The 18,354-nt window shown below is 37.5% G+C and carries 15 protein-coding genes; 13 read left to right on the top strand and 2 right to left on the bottom strand.

The annotated features are described in order from the left end of the window. Positions 1-26 precede the first annotated feature (26 nt). From H4K35_RS04655 to ung, 4 genes are all read left to right on the top strand, one after another. Positions 27-1,241 (top strand): RsmB/NOP family class I SAM-dependent RNA methyltransferase, encoded by a 1,215-nt coding sequence (locus tag H4K35_RS04655; protein ID WP_182626222.1) that lies wholly within the window; start codon positions 27-29, stop codon positions 1,239-1,241. Between the two features lie 14 nt (positions 1,242-1,255). Beyond that, positions 1,256-2,149 carry an endonuclease I family protein gene (locus H4K35_RS04650; protein WP_255492364.1) on the top strand — a complete coding sequence of 298 codons (894 nt, stop codon included), beginning with the start codon at positions 1,256-1,258 and terminating at the stop codon, positions 2,147-2,149. A gap of 221 nt (positions 2,150-2,370) precedes the next feature. Next, a complete protein-coding gene (locus tag H4K35_RS04645) occupies positions 2,371-3,111 on the top strand; it encodes a hypothetical protein (RefSeq protein ID WP_182626221.1) in 741 nt (246 codons plus the stop codon). After that, positions 3,111-3,782 carry a uracil-DNA glycosylase gene (gene ung / locus H4K35_RS04640; RefSeq protein WP_182626220.1) on the top strand — a complete coding sequence of 224 codons (672 nt, stop codon included), beginning with the start codon at positions 3,111-3,113 and terminating at the stop codon, positions 3,780-3,782. The genes H4K35_RS04645 and ung overlap by 1 nt, the downstream gene beginning before the upstream one ends. Positions 3,783-3,830: 48 nt before the next feature. Here ung and H4K35_RS04635 read toward each other — a convergent pair whose 3' ends face one another. Both H4K35_RS04635 and H4K35_RS04630 read right to left on the bottom strand, forming a co-directional pair. After that, entirely contained in the window at positions 3,831-5,609 is a 1,779-nt protein-coding gene (locus H4K35_RS04635; RefSeq protein ID WP_182626219.1) for an aminopeptidase P family protein, read from the bottom strand. A gap of 66 nt (positions 5,610-5,675) precedes the next feature. Then, positions 5,676-6,584, bottom strand: a complete 909-nt coding sequence (locus H4K35_RS04630; protein WP_182626218.1) for a lysophospholipid acyltransferase family protein — start codon at positions 6,582-6,584, stop codon at positions 5,676-5,678. Between the two features lie 103 nt (positions 6,585-6,687). Here H4K35_RS04630 and H4K35_RS04625 point away from each other — a divergent pair, with 103 nt between their 5' ends. The 9 genes from H4K35_RS04625 to H4K35_RS04585 all read left to right on the top strand — a co-directional run bounded on the left by H4K35_RS04625 (position 6,688) and on the right by H4K35_RS04585 (position 18,349). Beyond that, a complete protein-coding gene (locus tag H4K35_RS04625) occupies positions 6,688-7,335 on the top strand; it encodes a rhomboid family intramembrane serine protease (RefSeq protein WP_182626217.1) in 648 nt (215 codons plus the stop codon). Positions 7,336-8,035: 700 nt separating this feature from the next. Further along, positions 8,036-8,629 carry a hypothetical protein gene (locus H4K35_RS04620; RefSeq protein WP_182626216.1) on the top strand — a complete coding sequence of 198 codons (594 nt, stop codon included), beginning with the start codon at positions 8,036-8,038 and terminating at the stop codon, positions 8,627-8,629. 23 nt (positions 8,630-8,652) lie between these two features. Then, positions 8,653-10,269: a hypothetical protein gene (locus H4K35_RS04615; RefSeq protein WP_182626215.1), complete on the top strand. Its 1,617-nt coding sequence runs from the start codon at positions 8,653-8,655 to the stop codon at positions 10,267-10,269. 27 nt (positions 10,270-10,296) lie between these two features. Further along, the gene (locus tag H4K35_RS04610; protein ID WP_182626214.1) at positions 10,297-11,031 is read left to right on the top strand and encodes a hypothetical protein; all 735 of its coding nucleotides are present in this window, start codon (positions 10,297-10,299) and stop codon (positions 11,029-11,031) included. 26 nt (positions 11,032-11,057) lie between these two features. Next, positions 11,058-11,804 (top strand): hypothetical protein, encoded by a 747-nt coding sequence (locus H4K35_RS04605; protein WP_182626213.1) that lies wholly within the window; start codon positions 11,058-11,060, stop codon positions 11,802-11,804. Between the two features lie 140 nt (positions 11,805-11,944). Next, positions 11,945-12,646 (top strand): SIMPL domain-containing protein, encoded by a 702-nt coding sequence (locus H4K35_RS04600; protein ID WP_182626212.1) that lies wholly within the window; start codon positions 11,945-11,947, stop codon positions 12,644-12,646. Positions 12,647-14,302: 1,656 nt separating this feature from the next. Further along, positions 14,303-14,941 (top strand): helix-turn-helix domain-containing protein, encoded by a 639-nt coding sequence (locus tag H4K35_RS04595; RefSeq protein WP_182626211.1) that lies wholly within the window; start codon positions 14,303-14,305, stop codon positions 14,939-14,941. Positions 14,942-15,593: 652 nt separating this feature from the next. Continuing rightward, positions 15,594-17,498 (top strand): hypothetical protein, encoded by a 1,905-nt coding sequence (locus H4K35_RS04590; RefSeq protein ID WP_182626210.1) that lies wholly within the window; start codon positions 15,594-15,596, stop codon positions 17,496-17,498. A gap of 146 nt (positions 17,499-17,644) precedes the next feature. Then, on the top strand, positions 17,645-18,349 hold the full coding sequence (locus H4K35_RS04585) for a hypothetical protein (RefSeq protein WP_182626209.1): 705 nt from the start codon (positions 17,645-17,647) through the stop codon (positions 18,347-18,349). Positions 18,350-18,354 lie beyond the last annotated feature (5 nt).

The raw sequence follows: 18,354 nt of genomic DNA, 5'->3' as shown, positions 1-18,354 counted from the left end.
TGTAGGCTATTTTATTTAATTATATAATGAGATTACACAGAAACTTAGTTTTTACCGTTATTGACTCTATCTTATTAATTTTCAACGAAGGGGAATACGCGGACAAAGTCGTTGCGCGTGCCTTGAAAAAAGACAAGCGTTGGGGAAGTGCAGACCGCAAATTCGTTGCAGAAACGATATACGAAATCGTGCGTTGGAAGAGATTATACACCGAAATTGCAGAAGTAAAAGAACCTTATACTCGCGATGATGCATGGCGTATTTTTACGGTTTGGGCTGTATTAAGAGGATATAACTTGCCGGATTGGAAGTATTTTGAAAATGCACCACTTCGCAGAATCAAAGGTAGATTTGACGAACTAAGTAAAATCAGAAAATTCAAAGAGGCGATTCCCGATTGGATGGATGAATTGGGGGTAAAAGAACTGGGTGAAGAACTATGGGCTAAAGAAATTGCAGCTCAAAATCAACAAGCACAAGTTATTTTACGCGTGAATACTTTAAAAACAACACGTAAAAAATTACATGCTATTTTAATGGATTTGGACATTGAGACGCTTCAGCCTGAAGAATATCCAGATGCGTTGATCCTAAAAGAAAGAGCGAATGTATTTTTAACGGATGCGTTTAAAGAGGGATTATTTGAAGTACAAGATGCTTCCTCTCAATTGGTGGCTCCTTTTTTAGGTGTTCAACCAGGAATGCGCGTGGTAGATACCTGTGCAGGTGCAGGAGGAAAAACCCTACATATGGCTTCGTTAATGGAAAACAAAGGGCAAATCATTGCCATGGATATTTACGAGAGCAAGCAAAAACAACTCAAAATAAGAGCCAAACGAAATGGGGCTTTTAACATTGAATACCGCATTATTGAAGGAACTAAAACCATTAAAAAATTACACGAAAAAGCTGATCGCGTATTGATTGATGCACCGTGTAGTGGTTTAGGCGTAATCAAGCGTAATCCTGATACAAAATGGAAATTACAACCAGCATTTGTAGAGGAAATTAAACAAGTGCAACAGCAGATTTTACAAGACTATACAAAAATTGTAAAAGTAGGCGGACAAGTTGTGTATGCTACTTGTTCTATTTTGCCGTCTGAAAATGAGAAACAGATTGAAAAATTCTTAGCTTCTGAACAAGGACAAGGATTCAAATTCATTAAGGATCATAAAGTATTGGCTCACCAAACAGGATTTGACGGTTTTTACATGGCCTTATTAGAACGCGTTAAATAATAGAGATTTCCTTGATGATGAGAAAGTATTTAGCGGTTGTTTTGTTTACTTCTGTGCTTTTGAGCTGTGGATGTACTAAAAAAGGTACCCATTCCACTGAAGCGAAAAATGAGATGCAATCCATTGTTTCAACGAAACAAAGCGCAGCAATTTATGCTATTCCCGATGCTATTGCGTCTTACTATAGTGAGGTCAATTTTAATCAAGATCAGGCTAGTTTACAGGCTGATCTCACTCATCTCACTCGCGCAAAACACACCCATCGTCTTTCGTATGGCGGATTGTGGGAGGTGTTAAAGGTTACCGATCTCACTCCGGCTGCCAATGAAGTTTACCTGCTTTATGGTCAAAAAGGAGTATTGAAGGGGGAAAATGCCTATGCTAGAGGTAAGAATCAACATGGAGGACGACAGCATCAATGGAATAGAGAGCACACCTATGCGCGTTCGTTGGGGACGCCTAAGCTAGGACAATCAAGCACAGGCGCAAATGAAGATGCCCATCACATCCGACCTGCCGATGTGCAGTGGAATGCCCAACGAGGCAATAAAAAATTTGCCCAAGGGTCGGGAGCTGCTGGAGATGTTCCAGGAGGATGGTATCCTGGAGACGAGTGGAAAGGAGATGTAGCGCGTATGATGCTCTATATGTACATCCGCTATCCAGATCAGTGTTTGCCCAAAAATGTGGCCCTCGGTCAACCCAATAAAAACGATGCAAATATGATTAATTTGCTCTTGGAATGGAATGCAACAGATCCCGTTTCAACCATTGAAATACAGCGCAATGAGTATTTAAGCAAACCAGACATTCAAGGAAATAGAAACCCTTTTATAGACAACCCTCATCTTGCTACCCTACTATGGGGTGGTCCTGAGGCAGAGAATAAATGGAACATAGCTAACTAGTCAAGATCATCTGATACACAATGACTTGTCAGAATACAATAAAAAAAGACAACATAGAGGTCGTTCTACACCTTCTTATGTTGTTTTTTTTTACCTGAGAAGGAAGAGTTTACGTTGGACAGTTTACCGCAACGATTCACTATTTGAGAAATTAAATGTTGAATCGCATGGAATATTTGAAAAGTTTTATATTTTTGATTTCTTAATGAAATATTAATATCATGAAATTATATCTATCGGTCTTTTTACTTTTCTTAAGTATTTTTCAAATACAGGCCCAATGTTTAGCTGAAAGTAAAGTAAAAATAGGGGGAAGTTATCAAAGTGATTTATTTATTGATCCTTGTCCTTATTACAATTACTTTGTTGATGCGGAAGAATCTTCGACGGGCTATCATTATAGCAATAGACCGATGACTATGGTACCTAATGGATTTGCAGAGATAAAGAAAAACTTAGAAGCGCTTTTGGTAACTAAAGTAGGGGAAGAGCTGGTGAGCAAGCTAAAGTTTAAAGGTGTTAGTATAAGTGCGTACGATAGTATTCGTAAATTTGAATCCCGTTATCCTGTTGTGGATATGGCGAAATGCATGACGAAGTATTTTTTTTACTACGATTTTCAACCGACAGCGGGTGTAAATTATTGTGTAGGCATTGCATTAAACGACTACCAACAGATTATTTCACCTTTGCCTTTCCCAGAGACAGAGGAGAAATTGGCTATTGATTACAGTTTGAATGTGTGTAAAGTTTTACAAATAGCCAAAGAAACCGAAACGAAGTTTGAACCAGTTGATTTTGTGTCATTTGAATTTGATCCAGACAAGAAAGAGTTTTTCTGGGTGGTTCGTCAACAGATTATCAATCCGAAGAAGGGGGTAAACGAATACAATCAGATATTAATAGAAGCAAGAGACGCGTCCCAAGTAGTCTCTTATAGAAGAACGGTGTATATAGAATAATGAGTTTTAGCATACAAAATAAAAGTTGGAATTCGGTTTTACAGGATGAATTCGACAAACCATATTTTAAAAAATTAGAGGCATTTGTTGCCCAAGAACGAGAGGAAAAGACGATATATCCACCGCAAGAACAGGTGTTTCACGCGTTGGAGTGCCTTGATTTTTCAGCGGTTAAAGTAGTGATTTTGGGTCAAGATCCCTATCACGGTGAGTTTCAAGCCAATGGATTGGCATTCTCTGTTCATCAAGGGGTGAAGTTTCCTCCGAGTTTAAAGAATATTTTCAAGGAATTAGAAGACGATCTAGGCATTCGAAATCTCCACCATGGCGATTTATCCAGCTGGGCGAAACAAGGTGTTTTATTGCTCAATGCAACATTAACCGTAGAAGCATCTAAAGCGGGATCTCATCAAAAAAAAGGGTGGGAAACATTTACGGATGAGGTAATTTCACGTGTAGCCAGTGCTCATGAGCACGTTGTTTTTGTGCTATGGGGAAGTTACGCTCAAAAAAAGGGAAAGATGATTGATCGCAACAAGCATTTTGTGATTGAAACGGCTCATCCCTCTCCCTTGTCGGTTTATAGAGGGTTTTACGGGAGTAAGCCTTTTTCCAAGATCAATACCTACTTAGTTGAGGTAGGAAAATCACCGATCAATTGGCAGATTTAAAATGAGATATAATATAAAAACCGCCCTTTTGAGGCGGTTTTTTTTATCTTAAATAGCGTTTGTTTTTTCTCTTAACCAGGCAGCTTCCTCTGGTGATAAAAGATCTTTTAAGCTGTTGTACACCCATTCGTTGTATTGGTTTAACCAGTCAATATGAGGTTGTTCCAACCACTTTTTATCCACTAAGTCCGTAGCGATATAACAAATAGTCAACGTTTCAAAGTCCATGAAATCACCAAATTGATTTCCTTCTAGCTCTTTGGCTAAAACTAGGTTTTCAATTCGGATACCGTGTTTACCTTCGCGGTATAGTCCGGGTTCGATAGAGGTGATCATGCCTTTTTCGATTGCGATATCCGTTGGAGTAGGGTTAAATACGTGTGGTCCTTCGTGTACGTTTAAGAAAAATCCAACACCGTGTCCCGTACCGTGTCCATAGTTTCTCAAGGTAGCCCAAATGGGTCTACGCGTAATGGCGTCGATTTGATATCCTCTCGTTCCTTTTGGATAGATGGCCATTGAACCTTCAATCGTGCCGCGCAATACAATGCTGTAATCGTCTTTTTCCTGCTGTGTTGGTGTTCCTAAGGCAACAACTCGCGTAATATCTGTAGTTCCTGTTTCGTATTGTCCTCCCGAATCCACTAAGAGTAAACCTTCTGTTTTTAGGTCGTAGCTACTCTTTTCATCTGCTGAATAATGGGGTAGTGCCCCATGGTCTTTGTATCCTGCAATTGTATTAAAACTAATGTCTTTAAAACCAGGTTGAGCTGCGCGTAATTGGAGTAAATGATCGGCAATATTCAGTTCGGTTAAGGTAGCTGAAGCAACATTTTCTTCAATCCACTTGAAGAATTTAGTCATGGCTACCCCGTCATTGATCATGGCTTTTCTCTCATGGGCAATTTCAACCTCATTTTTAATTGCTTTTAACAAGGTAGAAGGGTTTAGGTCTTCTTTTATTGTAATGGTAGACGGCACGCTGTCATAGGTTGCAAAGCAGGTGCGTTTAGGATCCAATAAGATAGTGCTTCCTGCAGGAATTGCAGCGATTGCTTGTGGTAACGCTGTATACGCGCCAAGGCTAATTCCATAACGGTTTAGTTCTTGTTTTGTGGCCTCGTCTAATTTTGTTTCATCGATAAACAAGGTAGCTTTTTCTGCATCGATATAAAAAAAGCTTAAGGTTACCGGATTACAAGGAACATCCGTTCCGCGTATATTGAGGAGCCAAGCGATATCATCTAGGGAAGATACAATATGGCAAGTAGCTCTTTTTTGCTTGAGGATAGCTCTTACTTTCGCCAATTTATCCGCTGTACTTTCTCCTGTTGTAGAAACAGGTAAAGTATAGGCTTTTTCTGTTGGTAATGCAGGTCTATTTTTCCAAATAGGCGCTAGTAAATCTACATGTCCGTCAATGGTAAAACCGAGGGGAATCAAGGTTGATTGAATGGCATTAGCCACGGCTAAAGAAGCGAGGTTTCCATCAAAAGCAACAGTTCCACCCGTTGTAAATTGAGCGGCAATCCACTCCACATATTCCGGCATATGTTGTACGCGTAGCTTTACTAGTTCAAAGCCCGTATTAGCCAACTGATCATGGGCTTGTACGAAGTAGCGAGAATCGGTCCATAAACCAGCAAATTGCTGGGTGATTACCAGCGTTCCTGCTGATCCTGTAAAACCAGAAGTCCAAGCAATACACTTGTAGTATTCCGGTAGATACTCGCTAATATGTGGATCCGAAGACGGAATGATATAAGCGTCTATCTTTTGCTCTTTCATTAAAGAGCGTATTGCGTTTAGCTTTTCTATATGTGTCATAATATGCGTAATTTCAGTTAAAGGTACAAAATGCAAATTTTAAACAGCGTATAACTCAGGTGTTTTTTAGTGAAAGGATTTAATATTGGCGGGTTTTTTACCGCGGTGTTTCCATCGCTTGTGTGTCCAGAAATAGTAAGCAGGTGCTTGGTTAATCTGTTTTTCCACTTCTTGTAGAAAGCGATTGGTCAGTTCGTAATTCGGTACCTCTTTAACTTGTTCACCAGGTTGTAAAAGAGGAACGAATGTCGCTTGATAATGCCCGCGTTTCACATAGTCTACTTTGAGGTACATAGGCACCATGTCAAATTTTTTACACAGTGCTTCACCACCCGTAAAAACGGGAACTTCAATCCCCATGAAGTCTTGCCAATAATTGGCATCGCCAATCATCGGAGATTGATCGCTGATGAAGGCGTATATTCCGTGATTTTTATTGACTTCATTTTGGCGGATTACGCGTATGGTTTCTTTCATTTCCACCAAGCGCGTATTGAATCGGGTGCGTATTTTTAGGAATAGGTTGTCAAAGTGAGGGTTTGCCAGTTTTTTATATACCGCATATCCTTGGAAACTGATGAATTTATCCAAAATAATGAGCCATTCCCAATTGGCGTAATGTGCACAGAAGAGCAGCGCACTTTTCCCTTGTTTTTCCACCTCGAGTATGGTGTCAAGGTTGGTAAATTGAAAGCGTTTTTTCAGCTCTTCTTCTGAGATCGTAAAGGTCTTAATCATTTCTAAGAAAATGTCACACAGATGCTTATAGAACTGTTTGACTGTTTGTTGAACTTGGTGATCCGATAAGTGTGGCATCGTCAATTTTATATTTTCGGTTACCGCTTTGCGGCGGTAGCGCACGATGTGATAGAGCAGTACAAAAAAGCAATCAGATACAAAGTAAAAGATAGGAAATGGTAATTTCGATATAAGCCAGAGAATAGGATAAGCGATATAGTAGATTACTAACTTCATTTTTTTGGTATAATTTACTAGCAAAGATACTGGATTTAGACTATTTTTAGCCCGTTAATCCACACATAAATTAAGGAGGTGGATGGATTTTAAACGGTAGAAGATGGATATAGCCCCAATTATTTTAGTTATTTTGGTTGCAACGGGACTCGTTACGTATAAAGGATTGCAAGACTACTCTTTTTTTAGCAAGTACAATTTCGACTTAGATCGCATACGAAAGGGTGAGCTGTATCGGTTGATTACTTCTGGTTTTTTGCATGTAGATTGGATGCACTTCGCTTTCAATATGTTTACCCTATATATGTTTGCAGGTATTGTCGTAGCTATTAGTGGGAGTTTTTACTTTATTTTGATCTATATGCTGAGTATCGCCATTGGCAATATCTTGACCTATCAATTGTATCAAAAACGCACCCAATACTACGCAGTAGGGGCCTCAGGTGGTGTTACGGGTGTGGTATATGCTTCTATATTGCTGTATCCCGACTTAAAATTGTATTTATTCTTTATTCCCATTGGAATTAAAGGCTATATTTTTGCGATTGCCTACTTGTTGTACAGCCTGTATGGAATGAAAAAGAACAGTGACAATATAGGGCATGCAGCTCATTTTGGAGGGGCAATTGGTGGTTTAGTCCTTACCCTAGTTCGCTATCCTATGCTCTTGCAACAACAAGCGTTTTTGATCTTTTTACTCTTGATACCCATCGCGCTACTCTTACTTATGGTGCGCACAAACAAACTCTAGTTTTTAGTATGCCTAAGCCCTTTAAGAACGGTCTTTTTGTTTGGTAGAAGATTTTTTGTTTATTTTTTCTCACAAGGGGAATCCAACTACTACAGCCCTTAGCAACCGCAGTTGCTCTACAACTTGGTTTTTGTCGGCTAATCGCACTGTGGGCCATGGTTTGCGGTAAATACTAACTTTTTCTGTGTTAATTTTTATAAATTTTCATTTTTTTAGTTTTTTTTAGGTTAAAAGCTAGAAGTCTAACTTTTAAACGAGAGGGATTTTCAAAATATGCAGCATAATTCGTATGGAATTTTAGCTGTTTTTACGCTCAATTATGTTAAATAAAACATAAATTTTATAAAAAAAATAGGTGAAATAGGGTGGTTTTTATCCGTCTTAACCGTTTTTTTTAGGTTGCGTTTTTTAGTAAGTACTAGGGTATTCATATCGCAAAAAGCAAGTATAAATAAGGCGATTGTTTTAAAATCCACGAGGTGCGAATATTGTTTTTTGCCTTTTGTGTAGAATGTTGTAACTGTAATTGCCTTAATTTCTTAGTGTTGGCTTTTTCGGTGTCATTAAAAGGTAAAAAAAAGTAGTAATTTCGTTGTTCATTAGCTGATAGGTATTTAGCGTAAAAAATCAACATCAATCACCACTTGCTGTGGACGTGAAAAATAAGTGTTATCCTATCAACTATCATAATAAAATTACTATGAAAAAAAGTCTATTATTCTTCCTTATGGGAGGAATTTTTATTTGTCTTCCTGGACAAAGTGCCTGCTATGCACAAGAAAAGGACGTAACTGTTGTTATTCGGCAGCAGTCATCGACAAGGCTGACTCCTGAGTTAATTCAGGCGCAAAAAGAGTTAGAAATCGCCGAATTAAACCGCTTAAATGCGGAAGATCGGATGGAGTATTACGAAGCTTTGCCGGACCGCCAGGCTGGGCGTGCTCAAAATCGCATTATGACGCAAGAAGTCCAAAAAGCCTGTAGAGATGTAGAACGCGATTATACCTTAGATATTCGCTTTAAATCCCTTGAAGCAGATATAACGTATTGGGATTTTGGAGACGGAAAACCGCCAAAATTTGTACGAATACCGACAAGGGCAGGTACTTTAACAACGAGTTACACTTATGATATTCCGGGGGTATACCAAGTTAAAGTAGAATTTTTCACAAGTGGCTATGTGCCAACAGCGGATGAAGATAAAAAGATCGATGTTGTTGTAGAGGCATGTACGGCTCCTGTGTCACCTGAGATACCTGTGAATCCTAATATTCACAAGGTTATCGTTGAATAGTCTGTTAATCGTAAAAAATGAAAATGAAAAAAATACACCTATATACTGTTGTTGTATTTCTGTTGATCAGCTTATCAACACAAGCACAACGAGAAGCTTTTAACTGGTTTTATGGATCTGGTCAAGGAATTACTTGGAATCGCACCCAAACCTTTGAAGCGTATGTAATGAATGCACCACATCGCAAAGTGCAGCTAACGGGTATTCCAACCCGCTATGAGCCAGTGAGCGAACGACCAGAAATGTTTCCAATGAGCACAAGGGAAGGTTGTTTTACGTTGTCTGACCCAAGTGGGAATTTAATGTTTTATTCTAGTGGAAGCACGATTTACAATCGCAATCACGAGGTTGTTCCTGGAGCCACTGACTTAGAAGGTAATTATAGTGCCGCTCAAGCAGGGTTTGTTATTCCTTATCCTCGTCACAGAAGCCAATATATTGTCATTACGATTGGAACGGCGACTGATACTACTAGTGGATTTGCTTATAGTATACTAGACAGTGAAGCAAATGGAGGAGCAGGCGGAATTGTGTTGCCAAAGAATCGCCAATTCACTTTTCCTCCTGGAACAGTAAAAGAAAATTTCTCTGAATCGCTTATGGCTACAAGACACGCCAATGGTCTAGATTACTGGATTGTCGCTGTTGATCGAGCAGGAAGGTTGAAACCGAGTAATTTGGTCGCTTGGTTAGTGACAGAGGACGGTGTTTCCAATACACCTGTTGTATCGGAAATTCCAAATCTTAAAATGTCTGCAACGGAAAGAGCCTACGGCTATCTCAAAATATCTCCTCAAGGCGATCATTTTGCCTTAATGCTCCATGAAAAGGACGATTTTCTTTGGGGAGAGTTTGACAATGAAACAGGGGTCTTTAGCAATATGAACCATTATCGTGCTTTTATTCCTTATGCTCGCCCTGTTTTTCAAACCTACGGAGGGGAGTTTTCGCCTGATGGGAAATACTTATACATCAGTACAGCTGCAACAGGAGGAACGAATATTGATTCAGAAATCATCGCTTATGTTTTTGAATTTGAAAAATTGTTACAAGGAGATACACGTATTTTAAAAACCTATAGAACCTCCACCCGTATAGGTTGGCCTGGAGCCATGCAATTAGGCCCGGATATGCGAATGTATATGACCATGATGCGCTCTAGTAATATTAACGAGCCTGTGACTTCGTTGATGTATATGTTTGAAACACCTAATGAGCCTTTGACTACGCAAATATATGCCTTAGAAAATCTATCACCAGGGACTGGAAATAGTGGAACTCCCGAACAGGGAGGTGATGGAATTTCTGGAACCAGATTGGGATTGCCTACTTTTGCTTCCTCATTCTTTTTGGGATTTGATGGTCCTTCAACCCTTTGTGTAGGTGAAGAAGCCGTATTTGTACTGAATACAAACTCCTCTTATATAGAGGTTGATTTCGGAGAAGGAAGAGGGGCAGAAATTATTCCGAGTGCTCGTGAATTGAGACACTACTTCAAAAAACCAGGAAACTATCTGATTCGCGTACGTCCATTAGACACTTCAGGACAACCAATTCCAGAGGAAGAAAAATCGGTGTATACGGTTGTGTACAGTTGTTATTTACCTGTCAATCACAATTTAAAAAATGTGGAATACTAGTTTGGAACAACCCTAAAAAAAATGATAATGAAATATAAAATAGGAATACTTTGTTTGTTGTTTGGTGTTACCACAGCAGTGAAGGCACAAGTAACCATTGGTATGGAACATACAAACGAACGCGCTGCGCTTTTGGATCTCAAAAGTCAAAAGGCATCAAGCGATAATACAACGACCACCGTTGGCGGATTGTTGTTGCCACGCGTTAATTTAGTGGATTTGCATACGTTGGAGCCTTTTATAAATACACAAGATGCCCAATGGACGGATGCAGGGAAGAAAAGTGAATTAATGCAAGAACATATCGGGTTAGAAGTGTATAACCTCAGTAGTACGTCGGCCTTTCAACCAGGAGCTTATGTATGGAATGGCACACAGTGGGAAAAGGTAATGAAAGAATTGATCATACGTGAACCTAATCGCATTGTCTTTCCTTTGCCAGCTTTCAATTTACCATTAATTGATCCTTATAATGCTTCTACTAGACGATTGAGCGTTGACCTGTATCAAGTATATGTGAAGAATATGCATGCCAATTACTTTATTACGACTATACCAAATAAAGGGGCATTCTTGTCTAGCAATACGTATCTAAGGAATGAATTAGATTACGTCGTTACCCATTATGATCCGAATATTATAACCATACACGGCATTAGTGATGAAGGAGTTATGGAGTATACTGTTCACAATATAAACCCAGATTCATCGTCCTTCTTAAACATTTATCTTGTTGTACATAAAGGAAAAGAAAAACAATAACAATTCGAATAAAAACATCAATTATAATGAAACAAATAACCACTTATATCATCGTTTTATTTACCGCTTTAGTTGGTTTGTCCACTACAGCATGGGCGCAAGTTACTATTGGTTCAGAAGGTATTGCCAATCGCGCTGCCCTGTTGGATATCAAGGATCGAATTACGCCAGGCATCAATAACGAAACAGCTACAACTGGGGGACTCTTATTGCCTCGTGTACTGTTGGTAAATAGCACAACATTAGAGCCTTTTATTGCAACAACAGATGCGGAGTGGGTAAACAATGCAAGCTCTAAGATTAAAGAAAAACATATCGGACTACAAGTATATAACCTCAGTACAACCAATGGTTTTACAAAGGGAATGTATATTTGGAATGGAGTGGAGTGGGAAAAACAAGATTTACCTACAGAAGACATCGTTCAAAATATTAACTACTTCTTCTACCTGCCTTCGTTTAATATTTCTATTCAAGCCAACCAAAGAAAAGAAGTCGATTTATATGCAGAATATGAAAGACAGTTTACCCGTAGTTTAAATGCTAATTTTATATCAAACCCAGGTTATACCCTCGACGTATTGCCAATTGCAGGAACTGATCGCCTATATCAACGCAATGAATTGGATTACGTAATTACGGATTTTGACGAAAGCATTATCAATCCCAATACAATTTCTATTAGCAATGACGGTAAATTGACTTTTGACGTGAGTAGTACGCATACTAGCAGTAAATCCTATTTTAATATTTTATTCATAGTAAAAAGGTAAACGGGTCGATTCGGAACGGCTTACCGTCGGCGAGGTAGTACTGCCTTGTTTGTCTTAAACTTGCGTTAATCCAAAAAAAGTACGATTTATGCCCGTTGGAATTTTTATATTTGTTATAAACGAAGTATAAAAAAGAGAGCATGAAAAACAAAGTATGGATAGGAAGCGTAGCCCTATTAGTAGGAGCTTCGGGCCAAGCGCAAAGCGCAGCGGTTAGCAGTGTGCCACAAATACAAGTACAAGGAGTAGGAAAAGTACAGGCGGTACCGGATCAGGTGGTTGTTCGCTTAGGCATAGAACACAAAGGAAAATCGGCGGATGAAGTTAAAAAAGCAAATGACACGAGTGTAGCTAGCGTTTTAAAGTATTTGAAAGCCAATAAAATTCCAGAAAAAAACATTCAAACACAACGTTTAAGTTTTTATTCCTATACGGATTATACCGATAAAAAAGACTATTATCAAGCGACTCAAACGATTACAGTTACTGTAGAAGATTTGTCAAAATACGAAGCCTTAATCGCTGGAGTGATGACAAATGGAGTCAATCGCATTGATGGAGTAGAGTACAAATCCTCTCAATTGGCGTCGTATCAAACAGAAGCGCGCAAATTAGCCGTAAAAGAGGCGAAGAAAAAAGCGGAGGACTATGCAGAGGCGTTAGGACAGCAAGTAGGTAGCGTACTAAGCGTTACTGATGGTGGAGGCTCCATGCCACCCCCTGTTTTCAGACCGATGTATGCGTTAAAATCTGCCACAGCAGATGGCGAAATGGATCAAACATTAGCTGTTGGTGAGATTGAGATAAATTCTTCCGTTTCGATTAGTTTCGAATTAAAATAAAATAGAACTAGATAAAGAGAGTGTCCCCAATGGACACTCTTTTTTTTTGGGGTGTGTTTGGCTTTTGTTGTTCGAGCTTCGTCTGATGGCGCGGATTTACAAATACCTAACGCATGGATTATCATATCCGCGCGATCGGGAATACACTAACAACCTACATCAGTCGAAATCAACCAGCAATACCCCTTTCGTGTTTTTCCACTATTTGGTAAACAATAGCACAAATGGTGTTGTTTTTCCTTCAAATAACAGCACAAACAGCTGTTATTCAGTTGTTTGTTTGCTTTAGTTTTACTTTTCTTCGGGTCTTCTTCGGTAAACCTGTGTATTTACGGGGGTTTATCCTCGATTTACCGAAGCTGACTCGAACATGACCCGAACAAGACTCAAACAAAACCCGATCCCACGGATTGAAAATCCGCGCGATCGGGTTTTGTTTTTTAGACTTTTTAGACAGCCTCTTTTTTGGATGCGTATAGTTTTCATCTGCTTTCGTTTGAGTTTTGTTCGAGCTGAGTCTATTCATACGCTTGTTTGTAATAGAGGGGGCATGAACTCAGGATGGAGGTGTACTGTATACCTCCCGACTTCAACCTTAAAGAAATAGCTTGTAACTTCAAAGCGGGCGATAGGGGAGTTCTAGAACAACAAATAGGAACAATAAGACGTTCTTGTTGCTGATGCAGTATGTGTCGCACAATATAGAGTAAAACGAGCGCTTAGAGGAGAGGAATTTCTTTGGCGTATTGTAAACCGCTCTTCCTCTTGGTTTTACTTTGAATGGAGTACTTTTTTTAGCACTGTTTTCGCTTTCACACTTTTGGAAAACTACAAACTTCAGCTGCTCATCATCTTTTCAGGCTATAAATTGAAGCAGATTTTTACAAACTCGCTTCTTGTTGGGGAGTTTTATCTAAAAATGAGGCTCTTTTTTTATAGGGCTACTACTTATTTTTCAAAATCGAGGGTTGTGATTATTTTCTCACATTACGAGATTTAAGTGAAGGGGTATATGGAGTTTATTGTTAAAAATGGCATTTAGCGAATTTAAACCGTCTAAACCTTTAGTTATTAGGGTTTTTAGAATAGATATAAATTGATAGTTTGTTTATTATTTATTAAAATATGTTTAATTATTATGATATTTCTTATAAAATAAAGTGTTAGTGGTAAAAATAAGATGTATGCTACGATTTATTTGTTAATTGTTTAAATTTGTTTGTTTTGTTTATAATAATAAACTAGAGGCCAATAAGGGGTATGTACTGGCATTTCTGTTTAGGTGTATGAGGCGCATACTGCACTTCCCAAAAAGTATACTGTTACATACGCAATTCTGAATACAACAGGATAAGTTTTAGTGATATTTTGCGATTTACTTCAATTTGAAGCCTTTTTTTAGGTTTGGAATATATTTTTTGGCCTTATTTATTTGCGTAATGAAAAAAAATAATCTTAAAAAAAAGTTAAATAAAATAAACAAATAAAATTATAAATAATTGAAAATCAGTTGTTTGTAATTTAATTTGATTTTTTTTACCTATTTTTTTGCCATAAATGCAAGCTGTGCGATTTTTTTGGCAAGATAATTGGAATTTAGAGAATAGAACAATATTCTCCATATACAAAAAGAGAAAAAGAGAAAAGAAAAAAACTATGTTACAAGCAAACGAAGTAATTAAAAGATTAAAACAACTACTCGGTTACAAGAACGATTTAGAACTAGCGAACTTGTTAGGTATAAAACCGAATACGTTATCATCTTGGAAAGTAAGAGAAACTTTGCGTTATGATAAAATAATAGAGGTGTGTAAAAAACACAAAATCGACTTAAACGATTTGTTTTTGGCTCATCCCAATTCTGTACTCAATGTTGATTTGGAAAACAGAAGAGTAAAGATGATTTCGGTCGATCACCATATCGAATATTTTCTCAATCCGGAAAAATGTTGTGGAACCTCACCGAGTTGTGTTTTTCCAACGGAAGAAGAAATTGATATGGCCTTTCAAATTGGGGTTGAAAATATGTACCCTACGATTAAGGTAAGTTCTTATGTGTTGACAAAACAAATTGAGTTAACTGAAATGAAACCCTGGCATATTTATTTATTAGTTGTAGAGGGCAAAGGAATTTTGTGTTATCGATTTAAACGTCACACAGAAACAGGCGAACTTTTATTTGTAAGTGATAACCCTGCTTTTGAAAATTTCTCGGTTGAGCCTAAAGATGTAAGAGAAGTTTTTTGTATTCGCGGAGCTTTCTTACCTAATATTAAGAATCTGACGGATTACTAAGTTAGATTAGCATGAAACGTATCGCCGTTTTTGCCATTTCTTGTGTAATCCGGCCGATATAAAGGGGTAAGGATTTTTAAACTTACCTGACTTATACAGAATCATCACCTTGTTTTAGCGTTGCTGTTCTTTAGTTAAAGAAAAAGCATTCTATCTTGATAAAAACGTACTGTTTTAACAGTAGTTTGTTGTCAGGTGGCTAGTTCATGCAGTTACATTCCAATCCAATCATTTTTTTAAGAGACAATTTTGATTGGTTTTACGTAAAATTATCACTTACCTAACGTTTTTTTTTGAAAAAGCTGTTTTTTTTAAGGGGTTTGCTTCTAAAAAGCGATGAGAAAAATTAATTTTTGTTTTCGTTTTTACTCCCCTACATTTTGTGATTGTGTTACTTAAACTGTACCTAAAAAATACCTACTATTCTTTATGCTAGATTTTTTTAGCTAGCTGTAGTGAATTTTTGCGATTAAAACTGTGGTTTTTGGCTTTGTGTTAAAATTAATAAAAATCAATAAAATCAAAATGTAAACTTTTAATTTAACTAAATAATTAAATTATTCGTAATATTTACAAGGTGTTGTTGAATATAATGTTATGAAGGTATCTTTGTGAAGGAAAATTAAAAGTTAAATAAATCAATAAATAGAATATGATAAAAAGAATTATTCCATTCGTCGCACTTATGTTAAGTGGAGCAGCATTTGCTCAAATTGGTATCGGTACTAAAAAAGCAGCAGCCGCTGCGCAACTAGATGTTGTAGCATCAAATAAAGGGGTTTTACTTCCTCGCTTAACGTTAAATGGACTTACTGACCGTACTTCTATTGAGGGTGAAATGGTAGAGAGTTTATTAGTATATCACCTTGGTATTCCTACAATGGAAGCTGGTTTCTACTATTGGAAAGACAATAGCTGGACGCCTTTGCTTTCAGGAACAACCTTTGTTGATAGAAAAAACAACACTTTCGTTCTTGGAATGGATACCGTTACTAATGAGGAATCATTAATTATTACGGATACGCAAGGACATAGTGTTTCTCTAGCAGTTAAAGATATTGCAAATAATACGACGTTTGTAACTAACTTAACTGAAAATCAGGAGTTTATTACAAAATTAGGTGATAATGTTGAATTTATTGAGCATATTACCAACAACAGTGAATTTATAAATAAGATTACAGAGAACAACGAATTCATTGAAAACATCATCAATGAGTTAACAGGAAAATACGGAAACGTAGGCTATGATGTAGCAAGTGCTTCCTTCTTCTACTATGACGACGAATACAATGAAGTTGCAATTAGCTGGGATGTTTTAGGAAATACAAAAATCAAATCGTTTGTAGCAACAACGGAGTTTTTGACTATCACGGATACAGATGATGTTGCATTCCAAGTGTCTATGGATACTTTAGGAGAGATCATGGCGAAGAATGATGTCTTTGTAACGAACTTAACTAAGAATGAGAAGTTTATTACTGAGTTAACTGAAAACGCTGAATTTGTAACTAATATTACCAATAATAACGAATTCATTGATAACATTATCAAGGAGTTAACAGGGAAATACGGAAACGTGGGCTATGATGTAGCAAGTGCATCCTTCTTCTACTATGACGACGAATACAATGAAATTGCAATTAGCTGGGATGATTTAGGTAATACAAAAATCAAAACGTTTGTTGCAACAGAGGAGTTTTTAACTATCACGGATACAGATGATGTTGAATTCCAAGTGTCTATGGATACTTTAGGAGAGATCATGGCGAAGAATGATGTCTTTGTAACGAACTTAACTAAGAATGAGAAGTTTATTACTGAATTAACTGAAAACGCTGAATTTGTAACTAAAATTACCAACAATAACGAATTCATTGAAAACATCATCAAGGAGTTAACAGGAAAATACGGAAACGTTGGTTATGACGTAACAAGTGCTTCCTTCTTCTACTATGACGAGGAATACAATGAAGTTGCAATTAGCTGGGATGTTTTAGGAAATACAAAAATCAAATCGTTTGTAGCAACAACGGAGTTCTTGACTATCACTGATACAGATGATGTTGAATTCCAAGTGTCTATGGATGTCTTAGGAGAGATCATGGCGAAGAATGAGGTTTTTGTAACCAATTTAGCAGAGAACAGTGAGTTTGTTACCCATTTAGCACAGAACAATGAGTTTGTTACCAAATTAGGAGACAACCAAGTATTTAAAACAATTGTTAATGAGGCAACATCAGCAGCAATCGTTGACTATACTTATGATGAGACTATCAAAGAAGAAAAATGGTTGGGCACAAATAAGAAAATTGCACAACGCGTATGGGATATTACATTGGCTGAAAAAACAAATGAAGTGCTAATTAATGAAGTGCTTAACGAGGTTATTTTGCAAGTTCGTCTAATCAATAAAGCGACTAATGCAATTAACGAAGGAATTGTAAGTAAAGAAATCATTGGCAGTCAGACTTTGATAACTATTGGTGTAGCTAACTCTTTAACTACAGTGTATCCTGAAGGATCTTACTATTTGATCTTAGAATATATCAAATAAGAGAAACAACGTATACGAACAAATTGACTGAAATAAAGAGACCTATTTATTGTGTTGTACAAGGGATGCTAGTTTGTGTTAAAAAAGAGACTTCTCTTTTATTTTACAAGGCAGTAAATAGGTTTTCTTCTATACCGAATTGGATTATGAGCAAAAAATTAAACACGACCATTTTTTTCTTTTTTCTACTGATAGGCATGTGTTCACATGCACAAGTTGGAATTGGAATTAGTAAGCCAACGCAAGAATTCGAAGTAAAAGGAACAGTTCGCTTTCAAAATCTAGACAATAATAGAGCGTTATCGCGACAACTTACAAGTGATGATGCGGGTAATTTAACCGCTTCAGAAGTAGTTAAAGAGCGCTTTTACTATGATGGTTTGAAAAAGCAATTCGTACCTCCAGTGTTGGTGGAACCGAATCAAAGTGTTGATTTAGGGGTAGGTTTAACTGTTGATGTTCCCCCTTTTAGTGAGATCATCGTGGTGCTCACCTATAATATTCCGGTATATAAACTGCCCAATACAATAGCTACGTTGCCCGACTATGCGGGAATCAAATTGATCTCTAGTAAAGCAGGACATCTGCCGTTGGGGGCGAGAAAATTTACTTTTCCTTCCACCTATAGTGTCCCAAATGCTACTTCTCATGGCGGTTCTTACATCGATGGGAAATACGTAGATGTTGTTAAAAATACTACTTCTGCTACCGAAAGTGTGACCTATTCACTCCAAGGTTTTATCGAAAGTAAGAATGCAAATGTGGCTTCCTTTTATTTTAGTGATACCGCTACAGCCCAAAATTTTGGTGTAGGTGTATTCTCAAGCATGGTATTTTTTAAAGCACTGTAGAACGA

It is taken from the genome of Myroides sp. NP-2 (genome assembly GCF_014145665.1).
Lineage (GTDB): Bacteria > Bacteroidota > Bacteroidia > Flavobacteriales > Flavobacteriaceae > Flavobacterium.
The sequence above is the reverse complement of the archived record's forward strand: the minus strand, read 5'-3'. Positions and strand labels throughout refer to the sequence as shown.